This window comes from Parabacteroides sp. CH2-D42-20 (genome assembly GCF_003670185.1).
Lineage (GTDB): Bacteria > Bacteroidota > Bacteroidia > Bacteroidales > Tannerellaceae > Parabacteroides > Parabacteroides distasonis.
Genome location: NZ_RAYG01000006.1, coordinates 12708 through 37213, shown reverse-complemented (window position 1 = coordinate 37213; position 24506 = coordinate 12708). Strand labels below are relative to the sequence as shown.

The window sequence follows — 24506 nt, the reverse complement described above, 5'->3', positions numbered from 1 at the left end:
ACAACCGGATAATCAATTGATTAATTTCTCCGCTAGATCTATCGCCTTCTTCAAGGCTCCCAGCTTATTGTTTACCTCTTGCAATTCACGCTCATCGTTGCTCTTAGCCACGATCCCGGCTCCCGCCTGATAGTAAAGTACGTTGCCACGGCTGACGAAGGTACGGATCGTGATCGCTTGGTTCAAATCACCATCCAGACCGATAAAGCCGATACAGCCGCCGTAAGCACCCCGGTTATGATGCTCGATGTCGGTGATCAGTTGCATGGCCCGTACTTTGGGGGCTCCGCTCAACGTGCCGGCGGGGAAGGTATCGACGTAGGTCTTTACCGGGTCGCTATCGGCGTTGATCTCGCCGCTCACACGGGATACGAGGTGGATGACGTGGCTGTAGTATTGTACCTCCTTATAGAAATCCACTTGCACGTCGTGGGCGTTCCGGCTTAGGTCGTTGCGGGCGAGGTCTACCAGCATCACGTGCTCGGCGTTCTCCTTGGGATCGGCAAGCAGGGCCTCGGTACGCTGCTTGTCTACCTCGATATTACCGGTACGGAAAGCGGTCCCGGCGATCGGGTCGATGCTGGCGTGTCTGCCCGTTACCTTGCAATGCGTCTCGGGGGAAGAGCCGAAGATACGGAAACCTCCGAAATCGAAATAGAACAAATAAGGAGAGGGGTTGATACTGCGAAGAGCCCGGTACACCTTGAAGTCGTCTCCCTTGAACGGTTGCTCGAAGCGACGGCTCAATACGATCTGGAAGACATCCCCCCTGAGGCAGTGCTTGATGCCTTGGCGGACCATCGCCTTGTATTCCTCGCCGGTGATCGGGGAGGTCTCGGGACCCGCTGTCTGGAAGTTGTAGGAGGCGAAGTTACGATTCTCTATCAATGTCTCGATTTCTTCCAGCCGGCTAGCCTCGTCCTCTTGGAGCATCTCCACTAGGGTCAGCTCGTTCTTGAAATGATTGAAGACAAGGATATACTTATATAATATGTATAGCATATCGGGGGCGTCGTTCTCCTCGTGATGAACTTCCATGACCGGGATGTTCTCGAAATAACGGACGGCATCGAAAGCCGTGTAACCGAATAATCCGCAGACTTTCTTGTCCGCTCCCTCCACCTTGAAGCGGCCGAGGAATGCGTTCATCGCCTCGGGTACGTTATAGTCTTCGGTGAGCGGGGTAACCTCACGGGTCTCGTCGGGGAAGGTCGCCGTGCATTCCCCGTTGTTGATACCGATGCTCGCCAAGGGGCGGAGCGCTATAAAGGAAAGGCTATTCTCGTTTCCGTGAAAGTCTGAGCTTTCCAACAGGGCCGATTCCGGGTAGATATCCCGCACCTTCAGATAGATGCTTACGGGAGTGTGAAGGTCGCCCATCACCTTCTTGCTTATCGTTTTGAAAGAATAATTCATGATAATTTATAATTAATGTAAGTGTCCATATCTTTATCGCCACGGCCCGAGACAGTCAGTACCACCACCTCTTCCGGCTTGAAGTTTACCTTGGCCAAGGCTCCCAAGGCATGGGCGCTTTCCAAGGCCGGGATGATTCCTTCCAGACGGGTCAACTCGAAAGCGGCCTCCAACGCCTCGTCATCATCAACCGCTAGGATTTGCGCACGGTGCTTTACGGAGAGGTTCGCGTGGATCGGGCCGATGCCCGGGTAATCCAAGCCGGCGGAAACAGAATAAGGTTCCTCGATCTGTCCGTCCTCGTTCTGCATGACCAAGGTACGTGCCCCGTGGATGATGCCCTCTTTACCCAATTGGATCGTGGCGGCGCTCATGCCGGAGTGGATGCCCTTGCCGCCGGCCTCGGCCAATACGATTTTCACCCGCTCGTCGTCCACGAAATGATAGATCGTACCGGCGGCGTTACTTCCCCCGCCTACGCAGGCGATCAGGTAATCCGGGTGATCCCTTCCTTCCTTCTCCAGCAGTTGCTTCTTGATCTCCTCGCTGATAACGGATTGCAGCCGGGCTACCATATCCGGATAAGGATGGGGGCCTACCGTAGAACCGATAATATAATACGTATCCGAAGGATGACAGCACCAGTCACGGATCGCCTCGTTCGTGGCGTCTTTCAAGGTCATGTTTCCCGAGGTCACGGGCACGACGGTAGCTCCCAGCATTTCCATCTTCTGTACGTTGGCATGTTGGCGTTCCACGTCTGTCTTCCCCATATAAACGATACATTCCATATTCATCAAGGCACATACCGTAGCCGTAGCCACTCCATGCTGTCCGGCACCCGTCTCGGCGATGATACGGGTCTTCCCCATGCGGCGGGCTAGGAGGATCTGGCCGATCGTATTGTTGATCTTATGTGCTCCGGTATGGTTCAAGTCTTCCCGTTTCAAATAGATCTTGCATCCGTATTTCTCACTCAACCGTTTGGCCAAGTAAAGAGGGGAGGGGCGGCCTACATAATCACGCAATAACTGATCGAACTCTTCCTTGAAGCTATCGCTCTCCAACACTTGCAGATAGGTATTCTGTAAATTTTCCACGCATTGATGAAGGATCTCGGGAACATAGGCCCCGCCGAACTCACCATAGTAACCATTCTTGTCAACTTGATACGTTTTCATCTTTTATCTATTTTAGTTATTTTCCTTTTGAATTTGCTATAAAAAGAAAAGAGGCCTGCCGCAAGTGCGACAGACCTCTTTATATCTTTATGTAGTGTTTATATATACATACGAGTCTTCGTTCCTTACGACCTTTTGAGTTGTACGGAGCGCCACCACCAATATGTATTTACTACGAATGTTCTCATGACTCTGTTTTGTTATTACGGCAGCAAATATATGGAATCTTTGACAAACAGCAAATAAAATCGTGCTTTTTTTATGAATGAGATAAAAAAGATCAGAAGGTCTATTAAAACTGCTCTATTGACAAATTGTAATTCATTGAGCCTTGTGTAGACGTGTATTGACGTTTTTGGTATTTGTTTTTATTATTTCGAAGAATAATTTGCTTTCAAAATAATAGTTTCTACCTTTGCGGAAACAATAAAAAACGATTAATATTTCTAATATGGATACTAAATTAACTGGAAAAACTCGCATAGAGAGCGATTTGATCGGCGCTCGTGAAATCCCCGCCGAAGCATTATACGGAGTTCAAACCTTGAGAGGAATCGAGAATTTCTCAATCAGTAAATTCCGTTTGAGCGAATATCCTTTATTCATTAAAGGATTAGCTATAACAAAAATGGCGGCTGCCATGGCTAACTTTGAATTAGGCTTGCTTACCGTAGAGCAAAAAGACGCTATCATCGCCGCTTGTGGGGAGATTCTCGATGGTAAACATCACGACCAGTTCCCGGTGGATATGATCCAAGGCGGAGCGGGTACCACTACGAATATGAACGCGAATGAGGTGATCGCCAACCGTGCCTTGGAGCTGATGGGGCATGAGCGGGGTGAATACCAATACTGCTCACCGAACGACCATGTGAACTGCTCACAATCCACGAACGACGCATATCCGACCGCTATCCATATCGGTATGTATTTTAAGCATCTTCAATTGCTTCCCCATTTGGAGGAATTGATCGCCTCTTTCCGTAAGAAAGGAGAGGAGTTCTCGCAAATTATCAAGATGGGACGTACGCAGTTGGAGGATGCCGTACCTATGACGTTGGGGCAGACCTTTAATGGCTTCGCCAGCATCTTGCAGGATGAGATCGCTCACTTGAATGAGGCCGCCGCCGATTTCTTGGTGGTTAATATGGGAGCTACCGCTATCGGTACGGGTATTTGTGCCGAGCCGGGATACGCGGAGAAATGTATCGCGGCTTTACGTGAGATAACCGGATGGGATATCCGTCTCTCCTCCGATTTGGTAGGAGCTACCTCGGATACTTCTTGCTTGGTAGGCTATGCTTCCGCCATGAAGCGGGTTTGCGTGAAGATGAATAAGATATGTAATGACCTTCGCTTGTTGGCAAGCGGCCCTCGTTGCGGTTTGGGTGAGTTTAACTTGCCTGCTATGCAGCCGGGTTCTTCTATCATGCCGGGTAAGGTGAATCCTGTGATCCCGGAGGTGATGAACCAGATCGCTTATAAGGTAATGGGTAATGAATTATGTGTGACCATGGCCGGGGAAGCCGCCCAGATGGAGCTGAACGCCATGGAGCCGGTGATGGCACAATGCTGCTTCGAGTCCGTGGATTTGCTGATCAATGGTTTCGATACCTTGCGTACCCGTTGCGTGGACGGTATTGTCGCTAACGAGGATCGTTGCCGTGAGGAGGTACATCATAGCATCGGCGTGGTGACGGCCTTGAATCCGGTAATCGGCTATAAGAACTCGACCAAGATAGCGAAGGAGGCGTTGGAGACCGGTGTTAGCGTTTATCAATTGGTACTGGATCATGGTATCTTGACCAAGGAGGAATTGGATACGATCTTAAGCCCGGAGAATATGATCAAGCCGGTGAAGTTGGATATCAAGCCTCGCCGTTAATCGAGTCCTATTATATAATGTATACCATTTGTGGACCGTATAGGTGGATTTTTCCATCCTATGCGGTCTTTTTTTAGATTATAATCTCTATCTTTGGACTGACTTAATTCTAATAATCATGATAAATAGACGAGATTTTTTAAAGAACGCGTCCCTTTTCACCTTGGGTGGCCTGATGGCCGGAAAGGTCGGGAGCGCAGATGCGGCTAAACCTGTCACTACTGAGACGATGGCCGCTAAGACAGTTGGTTTACAAATCTATTCTTTAGGCAAGGAACTTTATGCGGATGTACCCGGTGGATTGAAAAAGATCAAGCAAATGGGGTACACGAATCTGGAATTGGCCGGTTACAAGGAAGGCAAGATCGGCGGTGTAGACATGATGGAATTCAAGAAGATGGTGGATGATGCCGGATTGAAGATCACCAGTTCCCACGTGAATCCTCCGGTACGTGAGTACACGAAGGCCAATCGCTCCCAGATCTCCGAGTATTGGAAGAAGACGGCTGATGACCATGCCAAACTAGGCGTGAAGTACTTGATCCAGCCCGGGCAACCGAGTACCCGTAGCACCGAGGAAACCGCTTTCGTCTGCGAGATTTTTAACGAGGCGGGTAAGATCGTGAAAGCGGCCGGTATTCCTTTCGGCTATCACAACCATGAGATGGAGTTCGCCAAGGTAAATCCGGGTAGTACGGAGGCCAAGCTGGGAAGGCGTGTGAAAGGAGATTGCATCTATGAGTTGTTCTTGAAGAATACTGATCCTTCGCTTGTGTTTTTCGAGATGGATGTTTATTGGGCCGTGATGGGACAACAAGATCCGATAGAATGGTTGAAGAAATATCCGAACCGTATTAAGGTATTGCACATCAAGGACCGTGCTATTCTAGGCGAGTCCGGGATGATGAATTTCGAGAATATATTCCGGCAAGCTTACGCGAATGGAATCAAGGATTATTTCGTGGAGTTGGAGGGTATGCCTGACGGACGTTCCCAGTTTGAGGGCGTGAAAGGCTGCGTGGATTATTTATTGAAAGCACCGTTCGTGAAATAAGTCTTTTGACTCATTAAAAAAACGCTCATGGCGGTAGGATGCTTCCTCCGTTATGAGCGTGTTTGTTCGTAAAGCAGCCATACCAATAAAGGGATATAGTCCTTTAATTCCGTCCGTAATATCTTGAGCGCTTGAGAGATGCGGTATGCGATTGTTTTGGGGGATACGCCTGTCCGCTCGGCGATCTCGTTGTAGGTCATTTCCTCGAAACGGTTCATCTCGAATGCCTTACGGTATTCATCCGGGAGCTCCCGGATGGCCTTGGAGGCCAAGGCCATCAGTTCTCCTATATAAAAATCAGGATTCTCGAATTGCTCTTGGAACTTGGCGTACAATCTCTCGTGCACTTGTTGCTTAATCTGTATGTGGCTGATCGTATTGAGGCATTTATTGCGGACAATCGTGAAAAAGAGTGATTTCAGGGACATGTCCGCTACTAGGGATTTTCGGTTTTCCCACAGCCACATCATCACGTCTTGTACGATCTCCTCTGATTCTGGTACTGTTACATATTGGGAGGCGAAGGCGCACAATCCCCGGTAATATTGTTTGTACACGGTGTCGAACGCTTGTTCGTCTCCTGCGATAAGTTCTAGTGAAATTCGTTCTGCGTTCTCGTCCACAATAGTGTTTAAGTTTGTTTGGTTGCAAACTTAATGAATAATTCCGGATAAGAGGCATGAATCCCGCTACTTTTTCTTTCCTTGGTTGGCTACGGCTTCCATGAGTTTCTTGATTTCCTCCGGGTCGCCAAGGAAATAATCATTCACGAGTTTTAAGTCATCATCGAACTCGAACACGTATGGAACGGCTGTCGGGAGATTCAGATGAACGATCTCTTCATCGGAGATGTTTTTTAAATATTTGATGATTCCCCGCAAGCTGTTTCCGTGAGCGGCGACAAGGATCTGGTCGGCGGTCCGGAGCGTCGGGAAGATAACCTCTTTCCAATAAGGGAGAATCCGCTCAACCGTATCTTTCAAGGATTCCGTACGGGGCAACTCTTTATCCGGCACGTCTTTGTAGCGGATATCGAAGCGAGGGTTACGAGGGTCGCCTTCCGATAGGGGAAGCGGGGCTATATCGTAACTGCGACGCCAGATCAAGACCTGCTCGTCTCCATACTTTTGGGCGGTCTCGCTCTTGTTCAACCCTTGTAGCGATCCGTAATGTTTCTCGTTCAGCCTCCAGCTCTTCTCCACCGGGATCCAGTCTTGGTCCATGCGATCCAATACACAATTCAAGGTTTTGACGGCCCGTTTTAAATAAGAGGTATAGGCTTTATTGAACACATATCCTTTTTCTTTCAATAGGTTGCCGGCCCTATAAGCTTCGGCCACGCCTTTTTCTGTCAAATCCACATCGGTCCAACCGGTGAACCGGTTCTCTTTATTCCATACACTTTCGCCGTGGCGAAGCAATACGATACTTTTCATAGGTCTTTTTATTTTTATGATTTGTTTTTCTCGAAATCCTCGATGACTTCTTTTAATATAGGTAGATGACTATGTTGTACATCCTTCGCTGCCGTGAGGAAAGTGACAACCGGATGCTTCTCGATCTCTCGTAAGAAAGGAATGAAATCCGGGTTCTGCTTGATTTCCATCCCGTAGCGACCTTGGAATACTTCCCAATGCCTGTCTTTATCCTCGTGGAACCATTGGCGTAACTCCTTAGATGGAGTGATTTCTTTTCTCCATTCGTCAAACTTCGCATCCTCTTTCTTCAGTCCTCTGGGCCATAGCCTGTCGAGAAGAATGCGATAACCATCCGCCTCACTTGGCTCCTCATAAATCCGTTTTAAAAGAATCTTTACCATAAGAAGTCTCATTTTGTGGTAAAACAGTAGAAAGAGGGATATTGTTGAGCCTTTCTTTAGGAACGGTATTTTTGTCATTATTCAATTTTCTTGAAAAAAATCGTTTTTTTGTTTAGTACATCTTTTGTCTCAACTGTATTAATTATAGAAACAAGAAAAAATGGAAATAAACGAAGACATATTGATCCGATACATCGATGGGATGTTGACCGAGGAGGAAGCTGCGGAGGTGAAAAACTGGCGGGCCGCCTCTCTAGAAAACGAGAAACTGTTGGAGCAGGTCTATTTTACGACTCAAGTGGCAAGTCGCCTAAAAGTCATGCGGACCGTGAACCCGGACGAGGCGTTGTCTCGTTTTAAATCAAGAATCCATAAGAAAGAGAAAAGATTAGCTTTAAGACAAGTGTTAGGTGTTATTCAACGGGCTGCGGCCGTGTTATTCATTCCAGTCTTTCTTTTATCCGCTTATTTGTTCATACAGCAGGGTCAAGGGAACGTGCGTACGCTAGCCGTACGCACGAATCCTGGGGTGGTTTCGGCGTTCGATTTACCTGACGGTTCTAAGGTTTGGCTGAATGCCAATAGCGAATTGAGATATCCTTCGGACTTCAATGCGGATACCCGTACGGTGGAATTAACCGGACAAGGATATTTCGAGGTGACGAAGAATGCCCATAAGCCTTTTATTGTGAAAGCGGATAAAGATTACTCGGTAGAGGTGTTGGGAACTTCTTTCAATGTATCCGCTTACAAAGACGAGAGTATGATAGAGACCACCTTGGTAGAGGGATCGGTAAAGCTGAACGTCGTGTCCGGAGGAAAGCGAATGACACAGATGTTGAAGCCAAACGAGAAAGCCGAGTATCAAAAGGGCGCTGGCAAGATCAAGGTGTTCGGCGTGAATACCGAATATGACACGGCTTGGAAGAACGGGGAGATTATCTTCAGGAACCATCCGATGGATAAAGTATTGAAAACGCTGGAACGTCATTATCATGTAGTATTCGAGGTAAAAGATAACGAGATACTCAAGTCCATAATAACAGCCCGTTTCAAGGACGAGCAATTGCCTCAAGTATTGGAATACCTGAAATTGGCGTCGGGAATCCAGTATGCGATACATAAACCTACCGTTAAGGACAGTGGATCGGGAACCTCAGTCGTGGAAATATCAAAATGAGAAATAATGTGTAACCTTCTAAAATACGTCTGCCCATGAAGAAAGAATAAACAAGGATTAAAAACATACGGAAGAATATTGGCGTATTCTCCCGTACGAAAAGTCAAGAAGAGCTGTTGGCGCAGCTACAAATAACTTTATTATAAATAGTAACACTACAAAAATATGAATAAAATTGTAACCTTAAATGCTTTAAGGGGGAATAGTTATTCTCTTTTTCGAAAAATTCCGTTAATGATTAACATGGGGGTATGCGCATTCTGTTTGGTACCGGCCATGGTTTTCGCAGAGAACACGCATGAAGTCACAGTCTTAAACGCTCAACAACAGACACGAAAAGCAGTCGGTGTCGTTACGGACAAAACGGGCGAGGCTATTATCGGTGCTAACGTAATTGTCAAAGGAACTACCAACGGTACCATCACGGATATGGATGGCCGTTTCGAGTTGGATGTTCCTAACAATGCGACTTTACAAGTTTCCTATATCGGTTTTAATACGCAAGAGATCGTCTTTACCGGACAACCTTCTATCGAGGTTCAATTGGTCGATGATACGCAAGCCTTGGATGAAGTCGTGGTAACCGCTTTGGGTATCAAGCGTGAGAAAAAGGCTTTGGGATATTCTATGTCTGAATTGAAAGGTGAGTCCCTGACGCAAACCCGTGATGCTAACGTGGCCAACGCTTTGGCTGGTAAGGTAGCAGGTTTGCAGATCAAGCAAAATGGTACCGGTGTCGGTGGTTCCTCTCGTATCGTGATTCGTGGTAATAACTCTATTACTGGTAATAACCAGCCGTTGATCGTTGTGGACGGTGTACCTATCGATAACTTTAGCGGTGGTACGGATGACTATTGGGGTAACGGTAACGTGGATAAAGGTTCCGGTATCTCTGATATCTCCCCGGATGATATCGAGAGTATGTCCGTATTGAAAGGCCCGGCAGCTGCGGCGTTGTATGGTAGCCGTGCAGGTAACGGTGTCGTGATGATCACGACTAAGAAAGGTAGCCAGAATAAAGGTTGGGGCGTAAGTATCAACTCGAATTTCACGGCTGAGAACCCGATGCAAACCCCGAAGTTCCAAGATGTATACGGACAAGGTATCGACGGCGCTTTCGATAATAATAAAGCGACGAGCTGGGGTGCCGCTATGGACGGTTCTTCTAAGGATATGGCGATGGGTTCTTACCAGTATGCGGCGAGAGACAATGATTTATATAAGGACTTCTTGCGCACTGGTACCACTTGGACAAACAGCGTGGATTTGAGCAAGAGTTCCGAGGATATCACTTTCCGTGCCGGCGTGACACGCTTGGATAATAAGGGTGTTGTTCCGAATAGCGGAATGGATCGTACGTCTATCAACTTGCGTTCTACGGCTAAACTGTCTAAATGGTTATCGGCCGACGTGAAGGTTAATTATGTAAGCCAGCATACGAACAACCGTGTGAAATTAGCGGGCGACCCGGATAATATCTTCCTTAACTATTTAAGTATGCCCCGAAGTGTGGGCTTCTCTGACTATGACGCCTATAAAGATAATGATTGGAAACGTGCGGACGGAAAGCCCGCTGGTTATCTGATCGACACGGGAGCCAACGCCAATAACCCGTATTGGTCCGCTTACCGCAATACGAACAAGGATAAGAAAGACCGCTTTATCGGATTTGCGGCCTTGGATTTCACGTTTACGGATTGGTTGAGCTTGAAGCTTCGCTCTGGTATGGATAATTACACCATCCAGTATGAGACGATTCGTGCGACAGGTAACCCGTATTGGGAGAACAACGGTAGCATGACTGCCAATATGGAGAAATTCACCGAGATCAACTCTGATTTCTTATTGACTGCTAAAGGCAACTGGGATCGATTTGGTATCGTAGGTACGGTAGGTGGTAATATGATGTACCGTAATTCTACATGGTACAAGGAATCATCCGGTGAGTTTGTGATTCCCGATTTCCATGCGATCGCCAACGGTAAGACACATGGTGGTGAGTATACTCGCAACCGTAAACAAATCAACTCGCTATATGCTACGGCATCATTGTCTTGGGACGACTATTTGTATTTGGACTTAACCGCTCGTAACGACTGGTCTTCAACACTTCCGAAAGACAATGACTCTTATTTCTACCCGTCGGTAGGTGTTAGCTGGATTTTCACCCAAATGTTGAATAAGATGGGGCATAACACGGGTATTCTTTCTTTCGGTAAGATCCGTGCGTCTTGGGCTCAGGTAGGTAATGATACGGACGCTTATATGTTGCGTGACTATTATAATATCAGTTATGATATTAAAGGGGGTATTTTTAATGCCAGCAACGAGGATTGGATGGCAAATCCAAATTTAAAGAATGAGACGATCAACTCTTGGGAGTTAGGCCTTGAGTTGAAGGCGTTTGAGAATAGGGTTGGTGTCGACGTAGCGTATTATAAGAAGAACGCCAAAGACCAGATCTTAAAGATCGATGTTCCTTCCGCTACAGGGTTTAAGAAAAAGATGATCAACGCCGGTAATATTGAGAATAAAGGTGTAGAGGTTGCGTTTAACGCTACTCCTTATATCTCCGAGAGTGGTTTCCAATGGGATACTCAGTTGAACTGGTCAAAGAATATCAACAAGGTAATTTCATTGACAGATGATACGAAAGAGCAGATCCTTAGTGATGCATCAGTAAGTTTCTTGAAGATCGTCGCTCACGAGGGTGGAGCCTATGGAGATATTTACGGTTACGCTTATCAACGGGATGATAACGGCAACATTATTATCGGTGCCGATGGTGTTCCTTTGAGAACGGACGATATGGTATTGTTGGGTAACAACCAGCCGAAATGGATGATGGGTTGGAGCAATACCTTGTCATATAAGAATTTCGTGTTGAACTTCATGTTCGATATGCGTTATGGCGGTGATGTGTATATGGGATCTATCCGTGCGGGTGCTTCATCCGGTAATTTAGAGATGACGTTGGATGGTCGTGATGGTATGGTTGTTCCGGGGGTATTGGCCGATGGTACTCCCAATACGAAGAGTATTACGGCTCAAGCTTATTGGAATGGTCTTTCTAGCAATAATGTGACAGAGGCTTATATGTACGATGCGACAAACATCCGTTTACGTGAGTTGAGTTTGGGTTATAATTTCCCGAGAACGATGTTGGCGAAGACTCCATTTACTTCCGCTCGCTTGAGTTTCGTGGCTCGTAACTTGTTCATGATTTATAGTAAGACAAAGGGATTCGACCCGGAGGCTGCTTATACATCTGGTAACGCCCAAGGTATCGAGTACGGTTCTATGCCTACTATGAGAAGCTTAGGTTTCAATATTAATCTGGCATTTTAATGAAACATAAATCTAAAAATGGAATTATTATGAAAAGTAATATAAAGATATTAGCAGCTTGTTCGTTTATGATGGCGAGTATGGCCAGTTGCGACCTGACAGGTATAAATGATAACCCGGATAAGCCGACGGATGATGTAAATTACAATATGAGCGAACCTCGATTGGCCTCTACGCTACGTGGTGGGATGATTATCGATGGTGATGTGGAACAACGCTTGAAACCTTTGCAAATTGATTTCTACTCTCAAATGTTGGTCGATGGCGGTGGTTGGGCAACTAAGAATTATATCCAAAATGACGAGTGGAACAATTTAACATGGCAAGCGTATCTGACACAGATTTCTTCTATCAATATCGTGATCCGTAGTTTGATGGAAAAAGATAAGGACTTATACGCTAATACGATCGCTTTCGCTCGTATCTGGCGTGTGTATATCCATAGCCTGGCTGCGGATAAGTTTGGTCCGATGCCTTTCCCGGCCTATGCTACCGTAGAAGATAATCCTCCTTATAAATCGGTGAAGGATATCTATTATGAATATTTCACGGAATTGGATGAGGCGTTGAATAGCTTTAGCGATAGCGCTGAGCCTATATTCTCGGATGCAGGTATCGACTTGGTCTATAAGAATGACGTTTCTCTTTGGAAAAAATTTGGAAACTCCTTGCGTCTTCGTTTCGCTGTTCGTCTATCTGAGGTGGATCGAGAGAAATGTGTCGCTGAGGCAAATGCCGCTTTGACATCTCCTTGTGGTTTGATCTCAAGCAAGGCTGATAATGCTTATATGCCTCCAAAAGCGGATGGTTCTTGGGGACAGGACTATAACTATACGATGTTCCAGATTACTTGGAGCGGTCCGATCTGTATGTCTAAGTCATTTGAGAAATTAGTGACTAATATCGGTAATATCGATTGGCCTGCCGGCGTGGTAAACCAGACATCCGGAGTTGCCGTATCGAATGTACATCCCGCTAAGGTAGACCCTCGTGCCCCGAAGATGTTCCAGCCGGGTATTGAGAATGGTGATTGGAAAGGTTTGGTATACGGTGCGAAAGCAGAGGAGGCGAATACTGGTATTTATCAGTCTAAGCAATGTGCAGAGATGGGCTTTATTATTAAAGATGGCGCTCCGTATAAATCTCGTCCTTATGATATGTTCCTTTCTGAGGAAGTTGATTTCTTGAAAGCTGAGTTGTTCGCCCGTAATTTGGTCGCCGGTGATGCTAAAGCTGCTTATGAGGCAGGTGTACGTGCTTCCTTCGAGACTTGGGGTGTATCGGGTGATGTTGAGGAGTATTTGGCTTCCACGGAAAAGAATGAGGCTGGTACCAGCGCGAAATATGACGATCAACAAGGCGCAGGCAATACGGCTTTAGAGAAGATCATCACGCAGAAATATATCGCCGGACTTCCAGATTTGGCGCAGGAAGCTTGGAATGACAAGCGTCGTTTGAACTTGCCTCGTTTGGATGTGGCTGTTTATCGAGATCAAGCTGTATATAATAATAGTGATACAAATATCTTGAATCCTCAAAATTTTATCAAACGTATGAAATACCCGATGAAAGAGCAATTGGTAAATGCTGCTGAATATGAGAAAGGCAAATCCATGTTAGGTGGGAAAGGTGATGTGGTTTCGACCCCGATTTGGTGGGATAAGAATTCCAACTATTGCACATCTTCAAAATAAATAAACAGACAGATTGATTATATTGAGCTTTAACAGAAGCTGATGGTTATTCTCGTTTGGAGATACTTATCTGTGAAGAACAGTACTCCAAGCGAGAATTTTTTGTTATAATTGAATAGTATTAGATAATAATTCTTACATTTACCCATGATAAATTGTGCGTGTGTAAATTATGAGATTATATATTTATATCTTCATTCTACTATTATTATGTATATTCCCGCTGGGCGCCCAACAGGAACGTTCGGAATCCTATATTCGTATCTCTCCCCCGGTTAGCTTGGCTGGCGCTCTGGATGAGATTGAGAGTCAAACCAATTATTCTTTTATTTATGACGCTCAGGTGATCAATTTATCTGAGAAAGTGCGTAAATCTTTATCCGGACGTACGGTTTTCGAGATTTTAAATTTATTATTTAAGAACACGGAGATCGTCTATACGGTCATGAATGACCAGATCATCTTGAATAAGAAAGAGGCGATAATCCAAATGCAACAAAAGCTGGATGGTAAGGTAAAAGGCATTGTGACCGATCACAAAGGAGAGCCTATTGCCTGCGTGAATGTGGTGGAAAAAGGAACGAGAAACGGTACGATTACGGATATGGATGGCAGCTTTGTATTGGAGCTTCCCGAGGAGGCTACTTTGGTTTTTTCTTATATCGGTTATCGTTCACGGGAAATTGAGTATGAGGGGCAATTGTCATTGAATGTGCAGTTGGAGGATGACGCCCAGATTTTGGACGAGGTAGTTGTTACGGCTCTTGGTATCGAGAAGAAAGAATCTTCCTTGCCTTATGCCACCCAGTTAATCACAGGTGGGGAATTGGTAAGGGCCAAGGATTTTAATTTTATGAGTACGCTTTCCGGAAAGATGGCTGGACTCCAGATTAACCGGACTTCCGCCGGTCTGGGTAGCTCGTCCCGGGTGATTATTCGAGGTAGTCGTTCCGCATCCGGAAATAACCAGCCTTTGTATGTGATAGACGGTGTCCCGATCTTGAGCATTAGCAGTGAGCAAGCCTTGACAACGATCGGTGGTACGGCCGATGCCGGTAACCGGGATGCGGGCGATGGTATCTCTAATCTAAATCCTGATGATATAGAGAGTTTGAGTGTCTTGAAAGGGGCTTCGGCCTCTGCGTTGTATGGGGGACAAGCGGCGAACGGTGTGATCTTGATCAAAACGAAAAAAGGTAAGGCCGGGGTACGGAATATTCATTTCTCCTCGTCGCTGACTGTTGATCAAGCGATCAGTCTCCCCAAGTTTCAGAATGAGTTCGGACGGATGGAAGGGGCGGAAACTTGTTGGGGAGACCGGGCTTCTCTTCCGGTCTATGACCCTGTCGGCGATTTCTTCCGGACGGGTATTACCGCTATTAACTCATTGATATTTACGGCAGGGAATAGCCATGTGCAAAATTATTTTTCGTATGCCAATACGACCGCACGGGGCATCGTTCCTAAGAATAATTTAAGCAAGCATAATTTTAATCTCCGTGAAAGTTCTTCTTTCTTTGATGATCGTTTGATCTTGGAGGGGCAGGTAAACTTGATACTCCAAACAATCAAAGGAAAACCTACGGCCGGGGGATTTTATATGAACCCGTTACAAGGTTTATACACGTTTCCTAGAGGGATGGATATGGCACCTTATAAGGAGAACTTTGAGGTATATAACGAGAAACGGAATATGAACGTCCAGAACTGGTATACTACGATTACTGATTTTGAGCAAAATCCTTATTGGTTGGTCAACCGTACGGAAAACGAGGACAAACGTGCCCGTGTGTTGGCGTTGGCTTCCGCTAGTTTCAAGGTGACAGATTGGCTTACATTACAGGGCCGTGGAAATATCGATTATGTGAATGATAAGTATCAGCAGGAAATATACGCTTCTACCTCTCCGGGTATCGCCGGTGAGAACGGGCGTTACATTTATTACACCTACCAGACTACGTTGCTCTATGGGGATTTGATGGCTAAATTGAATAAGAGCTGGGATGATTTCTCCTTGAACGCCGCTATCGGTACGAGCATAACGGACACACGCACCAGTGCGTTGAGGCTGGATTCGAAAACGGCTTCCTTGTATTATCCGAATGTCTTTACGATCGCTAATATTAACATGTCGTCCAGTGCCTATATCGAGGAGTCGGATGACGCACGCCGGCAAATGCAATCCTTTTTTGCTATGGCGCAGTTGGGATATAAGGAAAGCCTTTACTTAGATGTGACCGCACGTAATGACTGGTCATCTACCCTTGCGTTTACGGAACGTAAATCAAGAGGTTTTTTCTATCCTTCAGTCGGTCTTTCTTGGATTATCCCTAAATCCTTTTCGATGCCTTCCTTGAAATCTTTTGGGAAAGTACGGGCTTCTTGGAGTAAGGTGGGTAATGATATACCCTTATTCGTTAGCAATACGGTAGGCCATATCGCTGCGGGCGGGATTCCCCAGCCGAATGATACGGCTCCGTTCGGTACCTTGAAGCCGGAGATGAGCAGTTCTTTTGAAATAGGTACCGAATGGAAATTCTTTGATTATCGTATGGACGTGGATCTTACGTTCTATAAGACCAATACGAAAAATCAACTCTTCTCTTTACCTTCTTCCGCTGGAGCCGCATACAAGTATTATTTTGTGAATGCGGGAAATATACAGAATATGGGAGTGGAATTGACGTTCGGTGCGGTTCCTATCTTAACGAATCAGTTTAAATGGAATACGACACTCAACTTTTCCCGGAATAAAAATGAAGTAAAGAAACTACATGATGATTTGGCTAGCTTTATTCAAGGAGATGAAGGATTCTCCTCTAGCTATACGATGCGTTTGGTGGAAGGTGGCTCGTTTGGTGATATCTATGGGAAAGCTTTTGAGCGGGATAAATATGGTGCGATCGTGTATGGTCGGGACGGCTTGCCCCAAGAGATCGGCAGCGGGAATACGGCTAAGGTGGGGAATTGCAATCCGGCGTTCTTATTGGGTTGGGGAAATAGTTTCACGTATAAGGATTTCTCGTTCTATTTCTTGATTGACGGGCATTTTGGGGGAGATGTGCTGGCCCAGACTCAGGCTGTGCTTGACCAAACGGGAGTGAGTAAGGTTTCCGGAGAGGCCCGTACGATGGGGTATGTGGATTTGGAAGGGCATCATATTTATAACATAAAAGGATTTTATGAGCAGGTGGGAGGACGAAACGGTGTGACTGAATATTATATGTACGATGCTACCAATATCCGTTTGCGGGAGTTATCTTTGGGATATACGCTACCGAAGAGATTGCTGGGGAGAAAACAATTTCTCAAAAAGGCGGAACTGTCTTTTGTCGCCCGGAATCTATTCTTTATTTATAAAAAGGCTCCATTTGATCCGGATGCCGTGCTTTCGGCGAGCAATAGCAATCAAGGGATTGATATATTCGGGATACCGACTACGAGAAGTGTCGGCTTTAATGTGAAACTTTCATTCTAAGCGTATGAAGACGAGATTTCTGAATAAGATGGCAGGTCTGTTGGCCGTGTTGCTCCTTTTTTCCTGTACGGGTAAATTCGAGGAGTATAATACCGATAATACGGGTTTTACCGATGAGCAGAAAACGTATGATTATAATACGTTCGGTGTCTGGCTAAAGGTAGTCCAGATGGGGATTTATTTTAATTATGATTGGGGGAGTGGTAAGAACTGGCATTTCCAGACGATGCAAAATCTGAATGCGGATATGTTTTCCGGTTATATGCATGATTTTAAACCCTTCAACGCAGGATTGGGGAATACGGTCTATAATTTGCAGGATGGCTGGAATGGTACGATGTGGGATAATACGTATGGATATATCATGACGGAGATAAAGCAGACGGAAGATCATTCCCGTGACAAATATCCGGCTTTCTATGCGATCGCTAAAATACTGAAAGTAGAGATCATGCATCGGATCTCGGATTATTATGGCCCGATCGTGTATACAAAGTTTGGGGAGTCGGATGCCGGGGTAATGCCGGATTCCCAGAAAGACGCTTATTATGCTTTTTTCCAAGATTTGGGGGAGGCTATTCACCTGCTGTCTGAATATGATGGAGAGGAAACCTTTTCTCGTTTCGATATGATTATGCCGGAGAATTACAGGACGTTTGGGGAATGGATGCGTTTCGCCAACTCATTACGTTTGCGCTTGGCGATTCGTATCGCTATGGCCGACCCTGATAAGGCAAGGGATGAGGCGCATAAGTCGCTGACACATCCAGCCGGTTTGCTGGAGGAGGCTTATGAGGTCGTTGCGGTTTCTACCGCCGGAACCGGCTATTCGAATCCGCTGGGGGAGATCAATAAGGCGTGGGGAGAGGTTTTTATGAACGCTAATATGGAATCGATCCTTAAAGGATATAAAGACCCTCGGTTATCCCGTTATTTTGAGCCTGCTACCGGACAGGGATATTCCGGGGAGTACCGTGGAATCCGGCAAGGGACAGGATTTAATCATTCCCGCTATAGTGAGCATTCGAGAAGCACGATTACCCAGAAAACGGACGCTATCTTAATGACGCCTGCGGAAGTTTGGTTCTTACGTGCGGAGGCAGCCTTGCGGGGCTGGTCCGGGGAGGACGCCGGGACTTGCTATGAGCAAGGCGTACGATCATCGTTCAATCAATGGAGGGTAGGAGAGGCGAACGCTTATTTACAAAGTGATCATGTAGCCGCCGATTTCGTGGATACGTTTACTCCCGACTATTCTGCGAAGGCGCTTTGCTTGGTGTCTCCGGCATGGGATGAAGAAGCCTCTAGGGAGACCAAGCTGGAGAAGATCATTACCCAAAAATGGATCGCTTGTTACCCCGAGGGCTGTGAGGCTTGGGCGGAGCAGAGGCGTACCGGTTATCCCCGTTTGTTCCCGGTTTTGGTGAATAAAAGCAATGGAAAGATCGATACGCGAACGATGATTCGTCGTTTGAATTTCCCGGTTAGCATTATTTCCGGTAACCCGGCTCAATATTCCGTCTTGTGTGAGTATTTGGGAGGTCCGGATACCGGAGGTACCCGCTTATGGTGGGATACCGGAGTGAATTTTCGTGATTAGCGACTGATTTTTCCTCTTCCTGCCAATATAATACCGAGATTCCCCTAAAAAATACTACCTTTGACATCGAAAATTATAAAAAAAGGGTTTATGTCTTTAAAACGTTTTGGTGTCTCTTTGGAAGACAATCTGTTGGAATCATTGGATCAATATGTGAATGAGAATGGCTTCGCCAATCGTTCACAGGCGATTCGTTTTCTGATAGAGAAGAATGTAGCCGAACGTAAATGGCAATGCAACCATATCGTAGCCGGGACGATCGTGATCATGTATGACCAAGTCAAGAAAGAGATCTCCTTGAAAATCACGGGTATCCAACAAAATTATAAGGATGTGATCTTGTCGTCTTCCCAGTATTATATCAATCAGAATTTTTGCTTGCATATAGTGACGGTGATGGGAACGGCTCACCGCTTGACAGAATTGTCGGATAAGTTGACGGCAATCAAAGGCATTAAGCATGGTAAGTTGGTGATGAGCCGGGCGGATTAATGCTTTTTTTTGCAGGCTTGGTAACACGTTTTCTGGTGAACGTGCCACTACGGGATGTTTAAAATGATAAATATTATAGATGTAAGTAGTATATGAGAAAAGAACTTTTACTAGTTTCCGGACTGTTGATAGGCTCCATGGCGTTTGCGATAGATCCGGCAGAGATTGACAGTCTGATCAATTTGAAAGGGGTGGTGGTTTCCGCCAACAAGATCCATGTGAACCGGAACAGTGTGCCGTTATCTATCTCGGTCATCGAACGGGAAGAGATTGAGGCTAGCAGTGAATCGGCGTTGCTTCCTGTATTATCGGAGTATGTGCCGGGATTATTTGTGACACAAAAAGGAATCACAGGATTTGGTGTTTCGGAAGGAGCGGCTGGAACCGTAAATATTCGTGGCGTAGGGAGTGGAAATAAGGTTTTGATGTTGTTTGATGGACAACCGCAATGGGCAGGTGTGTTCGGACATGCATTACCTGATACATATGTTGCTTCGGATGTTGAGCGGGTAGAAGTTATCCGTGGACCGGGTTCTTTATTATATGGCTCAAACGCTATGGGAGGAGTTGTTAATATTATCACTCGTCATCATAAACAAGAAGGAAGGCGTACGCAGGCCCGTGTGATGTATGGTTCCTATAACACACAAAAATATATGGTGAATAATGGTTTTAACGTTGGGAAGTTCAGTAGTTTTGTCTCAATTAACCATGATCGTACTGACGGACATCGTCCGAATTCGGATTTTAATATTACTAATGGTTTTGCTAATTTGGGATATACATTCAATGAACATTATAAGATAACAGGAGATGTTAGCTTAGCTAAATCTAAATTTCAAAATCCAGGGAAGATCTCGGCTCCTGTATTAGATAATAAGATGGATATCCTGCGTGGTACGGCATCTATGGCTTTGGTAAATAATTATGGGAAAATGAGCGGGGCTTTACGTTTGTTTTATAATTGGGGAAATCATAAGATTAATGATGGCTACGATCCGGGAGAGAAACCATTGACTTATTTATTCCGATCTGATGACCACAACGTCGGTGTCTTATTGTATGAGTCTTTTCGTTTGTTTAAAGGGAATAACTTTACCGTAGGTATTGATTATAAAAACTGGGGTGGACATGCTTGGAATGATAATAACGATGGCTCTGAAAAAGAATTGGTTGACAAAACTGTGAATGAAACGGCTGGATATGTCATTATGCAACAGGATTTGTTTGATATGTTAAGTTTGAATGCCGGCGTTCGTTATGAGCACAGCAGTACTTATGGTGGAGAATGGGTCCCTCAAGGGGGAGTGACTGTTCGTCCTTTTGAGGGAAATATGATTCGGGCTTCTGTTTCTAGAGGTTTTCGTAGCCCCAATATTCGTGAAATGTATATGTGGGGAGCTGCAAATCCAGATTTGAAACCGGAGAGTATGTTGAATTATGAGGTGGCTGTCGGACAATCTTTTTTGGGTGGTGATTTATATGCTGAGTTAACCGCATTTTTTATTGATGGGAAAGATATGATTTATTCGGTGAGCGTAAATGGGGATAATAGGCCTCCTTTCAAGAATCTAAATACGGGTACCTTTACAAATAAAGGTATTGAGTTTGAAACTCGTTATCAAATTTGTGAGAATTTAAGTATGAATTTAAATTACAGTTATCTGCATATGAGTAAGCCTATTCCGGGTGCCCCCGGTCAAAAATTTTATGTAGGGGCTGTTTATAAACCGGGACGTTTTACTTTAAATGTAAATGTACAATCTATCTTTGATCTATATACCAATGAAGGTTGTACAGAGAAGGAAGATTTTACAACCTTGAACGCGAAAGCAGCCTACCGTTTCGGTACACGTGATAAAGGCTTGAATCTATTTGTCAAAGGAGAGAATTTAACGGCTACCCGTTATTCCATCAACGAAGGATTCCCGATGCCGAAGGCGATATTTATGGGAGGTATAGACGTAACTTTCTAGCATGGGTGGAAAAAGAACTTCCCCGAATACTCATATCTCCTTGAATTTTATGTCTACTTTCTAATATTTGTTTTATCTTTGCTTCATCAGAGTTTATTTGATTTTGATTAAAAGAATAAAACGTTATATATATGGATGTGAAAAATGATTTGGGTGGAGGAAAGCCCACGTTGCTAATCGCGGAGGATGAGGAAAGTAATTATTTACTTCTGAAGACCATTTTACATAAATATTGTAATTTGATCCGTGCTAAAACTGGTTTGGAAGCTTTGGCTCTCTTTAAGGAAAACGAGGTGGACTTGATCTTGATGGATATAAAGATGCCTGAGATGACGGGTATCGAGTCCTTGAAGGAAATCCGTAAGCTATCGAAAGATATCCCCGTAATCATGCAGTCGGCTTATGTATTCGACTCTGATATGGAAGCCGCTAAAGAAGCCGGGGCTTCCGGTTTTATCACGAAGCCGATCAATCTAAAGGTATTGAAAAATACGATATCGCAGTATTGTCCGTCGATCGTATGGTAAGGATTTATTAAGATGTTTTAGATTTGTATAAACGGCATTTTGCCGTATTTTTTGTTATTTTTGTAGAAAATCGTCAAGAGGGCGCTTTACAAATGTATTCTAATCTACAAAAATGACATGCTTATGATAAAAAAAGAACATCTTGTATCCGACATTTCTAAACTGAAAAAAGTATATAATCAGAGCTTCCCTTGGTTGGTGACCTTAGCGGAAGAAAGTGAGAACGCAAAGTATTTTAAGGATGCTTTGCGTTCTCTTATTTTATCCCGGCTCACGGAAAAGGAAAGTACCCAAGAAAACGTAGGAATGGCGGTGGCGAGACGTATCCTTCTTTTGATTGAGCATGATGATACTTTCGTGGACGAGCTGTCTACGGGCGAGCGTCTTCCGGTGCGGACGGTCACTTATCTTTGGCAGTTCCTGACCGGCCATTTGGAAAATGAGGTCTCTCCTGATTTATTTATCGACCTATACCATCAGTTTGATTTATTGGAATATCCGGTTGAGATCCTACCGGACCGGGCATTGGTGAAAAGGCAGATGAGCCGCTGGCCGACCGGGCTCGACCCGGAGGTAATCGCTATCCGTGAGAGGAACAAGGAGCGTATCATCGCTTGCTTGATCAAGAAGATAGAAAGACGCCATAGCCCTTCGTCACGTTTTCAGTTCGCCGAGGGCATCTCCTATGAGGAGAAAGAGGCCCGGGTACGTGAATGGTGGAATACCGCTCGTTTCCATTTGTCGATGGCGATCAAGAGTCCTACGGAATTGAACTCCTTTTTGGGATATTCCCTGTCGGACGAGACGATGAGCTTATTGGCCCGTGCCAAAAAGAAGGGGATGCCCTTTTTTGTGACTCCTTATTATCTTTCCCTATTAAATATAGAACATGAGGGGTATGACGACGCTACGGTGCGATCGTACATCATGTACTCGAACGAGCTGGTAGATACGTATGGAAGCATTAAGGCGTGGGAAAAGGAAGACATGGTCGTTGCCGATGAGCCGAACGCGGCGGGTTGGCTATTGCCGGAGGGACATAATATACACCGGAGGTATCCGGAGGTGGCGATCTTGATCCCCGATTCAATGGGGCGTGCCTGCGGTGGATTGTGCGCTTCTTGCCAGCGCATGTATGATTTTCAGAGCGAGCGGTTGAATTTCGATTTCGAGGCTCTGAAGCCTAAGGAGAGTTGGGACCGGAAGTTACGTCGTCTGATGCGTTATTTCGAGGAAGACGCCCAGCTGAGGGATATCCTGATAACGGGCGGGGATGCCTTGATGAGCCAGAACGCTACCTTGCGTAAGATATTGGAGGCGGTATATAAGATGGCGGTGCGGAAACGGAAGGCGAACGAGAGCCGTCCGGAGGGCGAGAAGTACGCCGAGTTGCAACGGGTACGGCTAGGTTCCCGGTTGCTGGCTTATCTTCCGCTGCGTGTGACCGATGAGTTGGTCGGTATATTGAGGGAGTTCAAGGAGAAGGCTTCCGCTATCGGCGTGAGCCAGTTCTATATACAAACGCATTTCCAGTCTCCACTAGAGGTGACACCGGAGGCGAGGCACGCTATCGAGGCGATCTTGGCGGCGGGCTGGACGATCACGAATCAGTTGGTATATACGGTTTCGGCTTCCCGTAGGGGGCATACGGCGAAATTACGGCAGACCTTAAACGCCCTTGGGGTGGTTTGCTATTATACGTTCTCCGTGAAAGGATTCCGGGAGAATTATGCGGTTTACACCCCGAATAGCCGCTCGTTGCAAGAGGCTCGTGAGGAGAAGATCTTCGGGCAGGTGCCGAAGGAGAAACAGGCGGAGTTGTATGATATGATCCGTAACCAACGTCCTTTAGGCAAGCGTTTGGTTCGTTTCCTGAAGGAAAACGGGTTGTTGTTCGCAGGTACGGATCGTAATGTATTGAACTTGCCCGCTATTGGTAAGAGCATGACTTTCCATACCATAGGCCTGACTTCCGAGGGAAAGCGGATTCTTAAGTTCGATCACGACGGGAGCCGTCGGCATAGCCCGATTATCGATCAAATGGGTGAGGTTTATATCGTGGAGAATAAATCCGTGGCCGCTTACCTTAGGCAATTGAAGGAGATGGGCGAGGATGTCAATGAGTACCGTACGATCTGGAATTATTGCGAGGGAGAGACGGAGCCTCGCTTCAGTATTTATGAATACCCGGCTTATCCCTTTAAGGCCACGGACCGAATGACTAATCTTGAATTATGAATTCTATCCTCATATGTTTGCCTTGGTTTCGTATATTTTGCTTAATTTTGTTTCACTGAATTTAGAAGGATATGATACAGAACGAAAGAGAAATCAGGCATGAGCTTGTGTTACAGGCCGCACGCCGTATGATGACAGCCGCTCGCACGGCTCCTAAAGGCAAGGGTATTGATATCATAGAGATAGCGATGGTGACGGATGGGGATATCTTGCGCTTGTCCGATGAGATGATCCGGATAGCGGCCGAGACCGGATTCAAGTTCCTGCTCCGTGACGCCGAGAATATAAAGAGTGCCGACGCCGTGGTGATTATCGGTACCTCCCAGAAAGTACAAGGCTTGAACTGTGCCCATTGCGGTTTCGATACCTGCGTGGAGAAGCCGGACTTGGTTCCGTGCGCTATTAATTCCGTCGATCTGGGTATCGCTATCGGCTCGGCTTGCGCTACGGCGGCGGACCTGCGTGTGGATACTCGTGTCATGTTCAGCGCCGGCTTGGCGGCCCAGCGATTGGGGCTGTTGGGAGACTGTAAATGCGTGATGGCGATACCGGTCAGCGCCTCGTCGAAGAACCCGTTTTTTGATCGTAAACCGAAAGAAGAACCGAAAAACTAGAAAC

At 45.8% G+C, this 24506-nt stretch carries 17 protein-coding genes; 12 read left to right on the top strand and 5 right to left on the bottom strand.

Annotated features, from left to right (window positions below; translation table 11 throughout):
- Window positions 1–12 precede the first annotated feature (12 nt).
- Together D7V92_RS05435 and trpB are read right to left on the bottom strand one after the other, a co-directional pair.
- Window positions 13–1416 carry an anthranilate synthase component I family protein gene (locus D7V92_RS05435; protein WP_005857838.1) on the bottom strand — a complete coding sequence of 468 codons (1404 nt, stop codon included), beginning with the start codon at window positions 1414–1416 and terminating at the stop codon, window positions 13–15.
- Window positions 1413–2597, bottom strand: a complete 1185-nt coding sequence (gene trpB / locus D7V92_RS05430) for a tryptophan synthase subunit beta (protein ID WP_008772462.1) — start codon at window positions 2595–2597, stop codon at window positions 1413–1415. Before trpB ends, D7V92_RS05435 begins: the two co-directional genes overlap by 4 nt.
- A 451-nt stretch (window positions 2598–3048) precedes the next feature.
- Here trpB and D7V92_RS05420 point away from each other — a divergent pair, with 451 nt between their 5' ends.
- Both D7V92_RS05420 and D7V92_RS05415 read left to right on the top strand, forming a co-directional pair.
- Entirely contained in the window at window positions 3049–4482 is a 1434-nt protein-coding gene (locus D7V92_RS05420) for an aspartate ammonia-lyase (RefSeq protein ID WP_057318876.1), read from the top strand.
- A 118-nt stretch (window positions 4483–4600) separates the two neighbouring features.
- Window positions 4601–5536, top strand: coding sequence for a sugar phosphate isomerase/epimerase (locus tag D7V92_RS05415; protein WP_121772452.1), 936 nt, complete (start codon window positions 4601–4603; stop codon window positions 5534–5536).
- Between the two features lie 50 nt (window positions 5537–5586).
- Here the strand turns inward: D7V92_RS05415 and D7V92_RS05410 are convergent, their stop codons facing one another.
- The 3 genes from D7V92_RS05410 to D7V92_RS05400 all read right to left on the bottom strand — a co-directional run bounded on the left by D7V92_RS05410 (window position 5587) and on the right by D7V92_RS05400 (window position 7355).
- Window positions 5587–6159, bottom strand: a complete 573-nt coding sequence (locus D7V92_RS05410; RefSeq protein WP_121772451.1) for an RNA polymerase sigma-70 factor — start codon at window positions 6157–6159, stop codon at window positions 5587–5589.
- Between the two features lie 66 nt (window positions 6160–6225).
- Complete coding sequence (gene gpmA / locus D7V92_RS05405; RefSeq protein ID WP_048928687.1) at window positions 6226–6972, bottom strand: 2,3-diphosphoglycerate-dependent phosphoglycerate mutase; 747 nt, start codon at window positions 6970–6972, stop codon at window positions 6226–6228.
- Between the two features lie 14 nt (window positions 6973–6986).
- Complete coding sequence (locus tag D7V92_RS05400; protein WP_121772484.1) at window positions 6987–7355, bottom strand: DUF488 domain-containing protein; 369 nt, start codon at window positions 7353–7355, stop codon at window positions 6987–6989.
- Between the two features lie 160 nt (window positions 7356–7515).
- Between D7V92_RS05400 and D7V92_RS05395 the strand changes: the two genes are divergently transcribed.
- From D7V92_RS05395 to D7V92_RS05350, 10 genes are all read left to right on the top strand, one after another.
- Window positions 7516–8535 carry a FecR family protein gene (locus D7V92_RS05395; RefSeq protein WP_005863089.1) on the top strand — a complete coding sequence of 340 codons (1020 nt, stop codon included), beginning with the start codon at window positions 7516–7518 and terminating at the stop codon, window positions 8533–8535.
- 165 nt (window positions 8536–8700) lie between these two features.
- A complete protein-coding gene (locus D7V92_RS05390) occupies window positions 8701–11883 on the top strand; it encodes a TonB-dependent receptor (RefSeq protein WP_005863087.1) in 3183 nt (1060 codons plus the stop codon).
- A gap of 29 nt (window positions 11884–11912) precedes the next feature.
- On the top strand, window positions 11913–13577 hold the full coding sequence (locus tag D7V92_RS05385) for a SusD/RagB family nutrient-binding outer membrane lipoprotein (protein WP_005863085.1): 1665 nt from the start codon (window positions 11913–11915) through the stop codon (window positions 13575–13577).
- A 172-nt stretch (window positions 13578–13749) separates the two neighbouring features.
- A complete protein-coding gene (locus D7V92_RS05380) occupies window positions 13750–17055 on the top strand; it encodes a SusC/RagA family TonB-linked outer membrane protein (protein WP_121772450.1) in 3306 nt (1101 codons plus the stop codon).
- A gap of 4 nt (window positions 17056–17059) precedes the next feature.
- A complete protein-coding gene (locus tag D7V92_RS05375; protein WP_121772449.1) occupies window positions 17060–18655 on the top strand; it encodes a SusD/RagB family nutrient-binding outer membrane lipoprotein in 1596 nt (531 codons plus the stop codon).
- Between the two features lie 90 nt (window positions 18656–18745).
- Window positions 18746–19147 carry a nickel-responsive transcriptional regulator NikR gene (nikR, locus tag D7V92_RS05370; RefSeq protein WP_036615597.1) on the top strand — a complete coding sequence of 134 codons (402 nt, stop codon included), beginning with the start codon at window positions 18746–18748 and terminating at the stop codon, window positions 19145–19147.
- Window positions 19148–19239: 92 nt separating this feature from the next.
- Window positions 19240–21123 (top strand): TonB-dependent siderophore receptor, encoded by a 1884-nt coding sequence (locus tag D7V92_RS05365; protein WP_121772448.1) that lies wholly within the window; start codon window positions 19240–19242, stop codon window positions 21121–21123.
- A 131-nt stretch (window positions 21124–21254) separates the two neighbouring features.
- A complete protein-coding gene (locus tag D7V92_RS05360) occupies window positions 21255–21650 on the top strand; it encodes a response regulator (protein WP_009275015.1) in 396 nt (131 codons plus the stop codon).
- 123 nt (window positions 21651–21773) lie between these two features.
- Window positions 21774–23888: a KamA family radical SAM protein gene (locus tag D7V92_RS05355; RefSeq protein ID WP_121772447.1), complete on the top strand. Its 2115-nt coding sequence runs from the start codon at window positions 21774–21776 to the stop codon at window positions 23886–23888.
- Window positions 23889–23959: 71 nt separating this feature from the next.
- Window positions 23960–24502, top strand: coding sequence for a ferredoxin domain-containing protein (locus D7V92_RS05350; RefSeq protein WP_005863072.1), 543 nt, complete (start codon window positions 23960–23962; stop codon window positions 24500–24502).
- The last annotated feature ends 4 nt before the right edge of the window (window positions 24503–24506 follow it).

What these genes read in the sequence shown, in the direction of transcription:
- D7V92_RS05375 (WP_121772449.1), top strand. Translation starts at nt 17,060, where the DNA reads ATGAAGACGAGATTTCTGAATAAGATGGCAGGTCTGTTGGCCGTGTTG.
- D7V92_RS05415 (WP_121772452.1), top strand. Translation starts at nt 4,601, where the DNA reads ATGATAAATAGACGAGATTTTTTAAAGAACGCGTCCCTTTTCACCTTG.
- trpB (WP_008772462.1), bottom strand. Translation starts at nt 2,597, where the DNA reads ATGAAAACGTATCAAGTTGACAAGAATGGTTACTATGGTGAGTTCGGC.
- gpmA (WP_048928687.1), bottom strand. Translation starts at nt 6,972, where the DNA reads ATGAAAAGTATCGTATTGCTTCGCCACGGCGAAAGTGTATGGAATAAA.
- D7V92_RS05400 (WP_121772484.1), bottom strand. Translation starts at nt 7,355, where the DNA reads ATGGTAAAGATTCTTTTAAAACGGATTTATGAGGAGCCAAGTGAGGCG.
- D7V92_RS05350 (WP_005863072.1), top strand. Translation starts at nt 23,960, where the DNA reads ATGATACAGAACGAAAGAGAAATCAGGCATGAGCTTGTGTTACAGGCC.
- D7V92_RS05360 (WP_009275015.1), top strand. Translation starts at nt 21,255, where the DNA reads ATGGATGTGAAAAATGATTTGGGTGGAGGAAAGCCCACGTTGCTAATC.
- D7V92_RS05355 (WP_121772447.1), top strand. Translation starts at nt 21,774, where the DNA reads ATGATAAAAAAAGAACATCTTGTATCCGACATTTCTAAACTGAAAAAA.
- D7V92_RS05395 (WP_005863089.1), top strand. Translation starts at nt 7,516, where the DNA reads ATGGAAATAAACGAAGACATATTGATCCGATACATCGATGGGATGTTG.
- D7V92_RS05435 (WP_005857838.1), bottom strand. Translation starts at nt 1,416, where the DNA reads ATGAATTATTCTTTCAAAACGATAAGCAAGAAGGTGATGGGCGACCTT.
- D7V92_RS05390 (WP_005863087.1), top strand. Translation starts at nt 8,701, where the DNA reads ATGAATAAAATTGTAACCTTAAATGCTTTAAGGGGGAATAGTTATTCT.
- D7V92_RS05420 (WP_057318876.1), top strand. Translation starts at nt 3,049, where the DNA reads ATGGATACTAAATTAACTGGAAAAACTCGCATAGAGAGCGATTTGATC.
- D7V92_RS05380 (WP_121772450.1), top strand. Translation starts at nt 13,750, where the DNA reads ATGAGATTATATATTTATATCTTCATTCTACTATTATTATGTATATTC.
- D7V92_RS05365 (WP_121772448.1), top strand. Translation starts at nt 19,240, where the DNA reads ATGAGAAAAGAACTTTTACTAGTTTCCGGACTGTTGATAGGCTCCATG.
- D7V92_RS05385 (WP_005863085.1), top strand. Translation starts at nt 11,913, where the DNA reads ATGAAAAGTAATATAAAGATATTAGCAGCTTGTTCGTTTATGATGGCG.
- nikR (WP_036615597.1), top strand. Translation starts at nt 18,746, where the DNA reads ATGTCTTTAAAACGTTTTGGTGTCTCTTTGGAAGACAATCTGTTGGAA.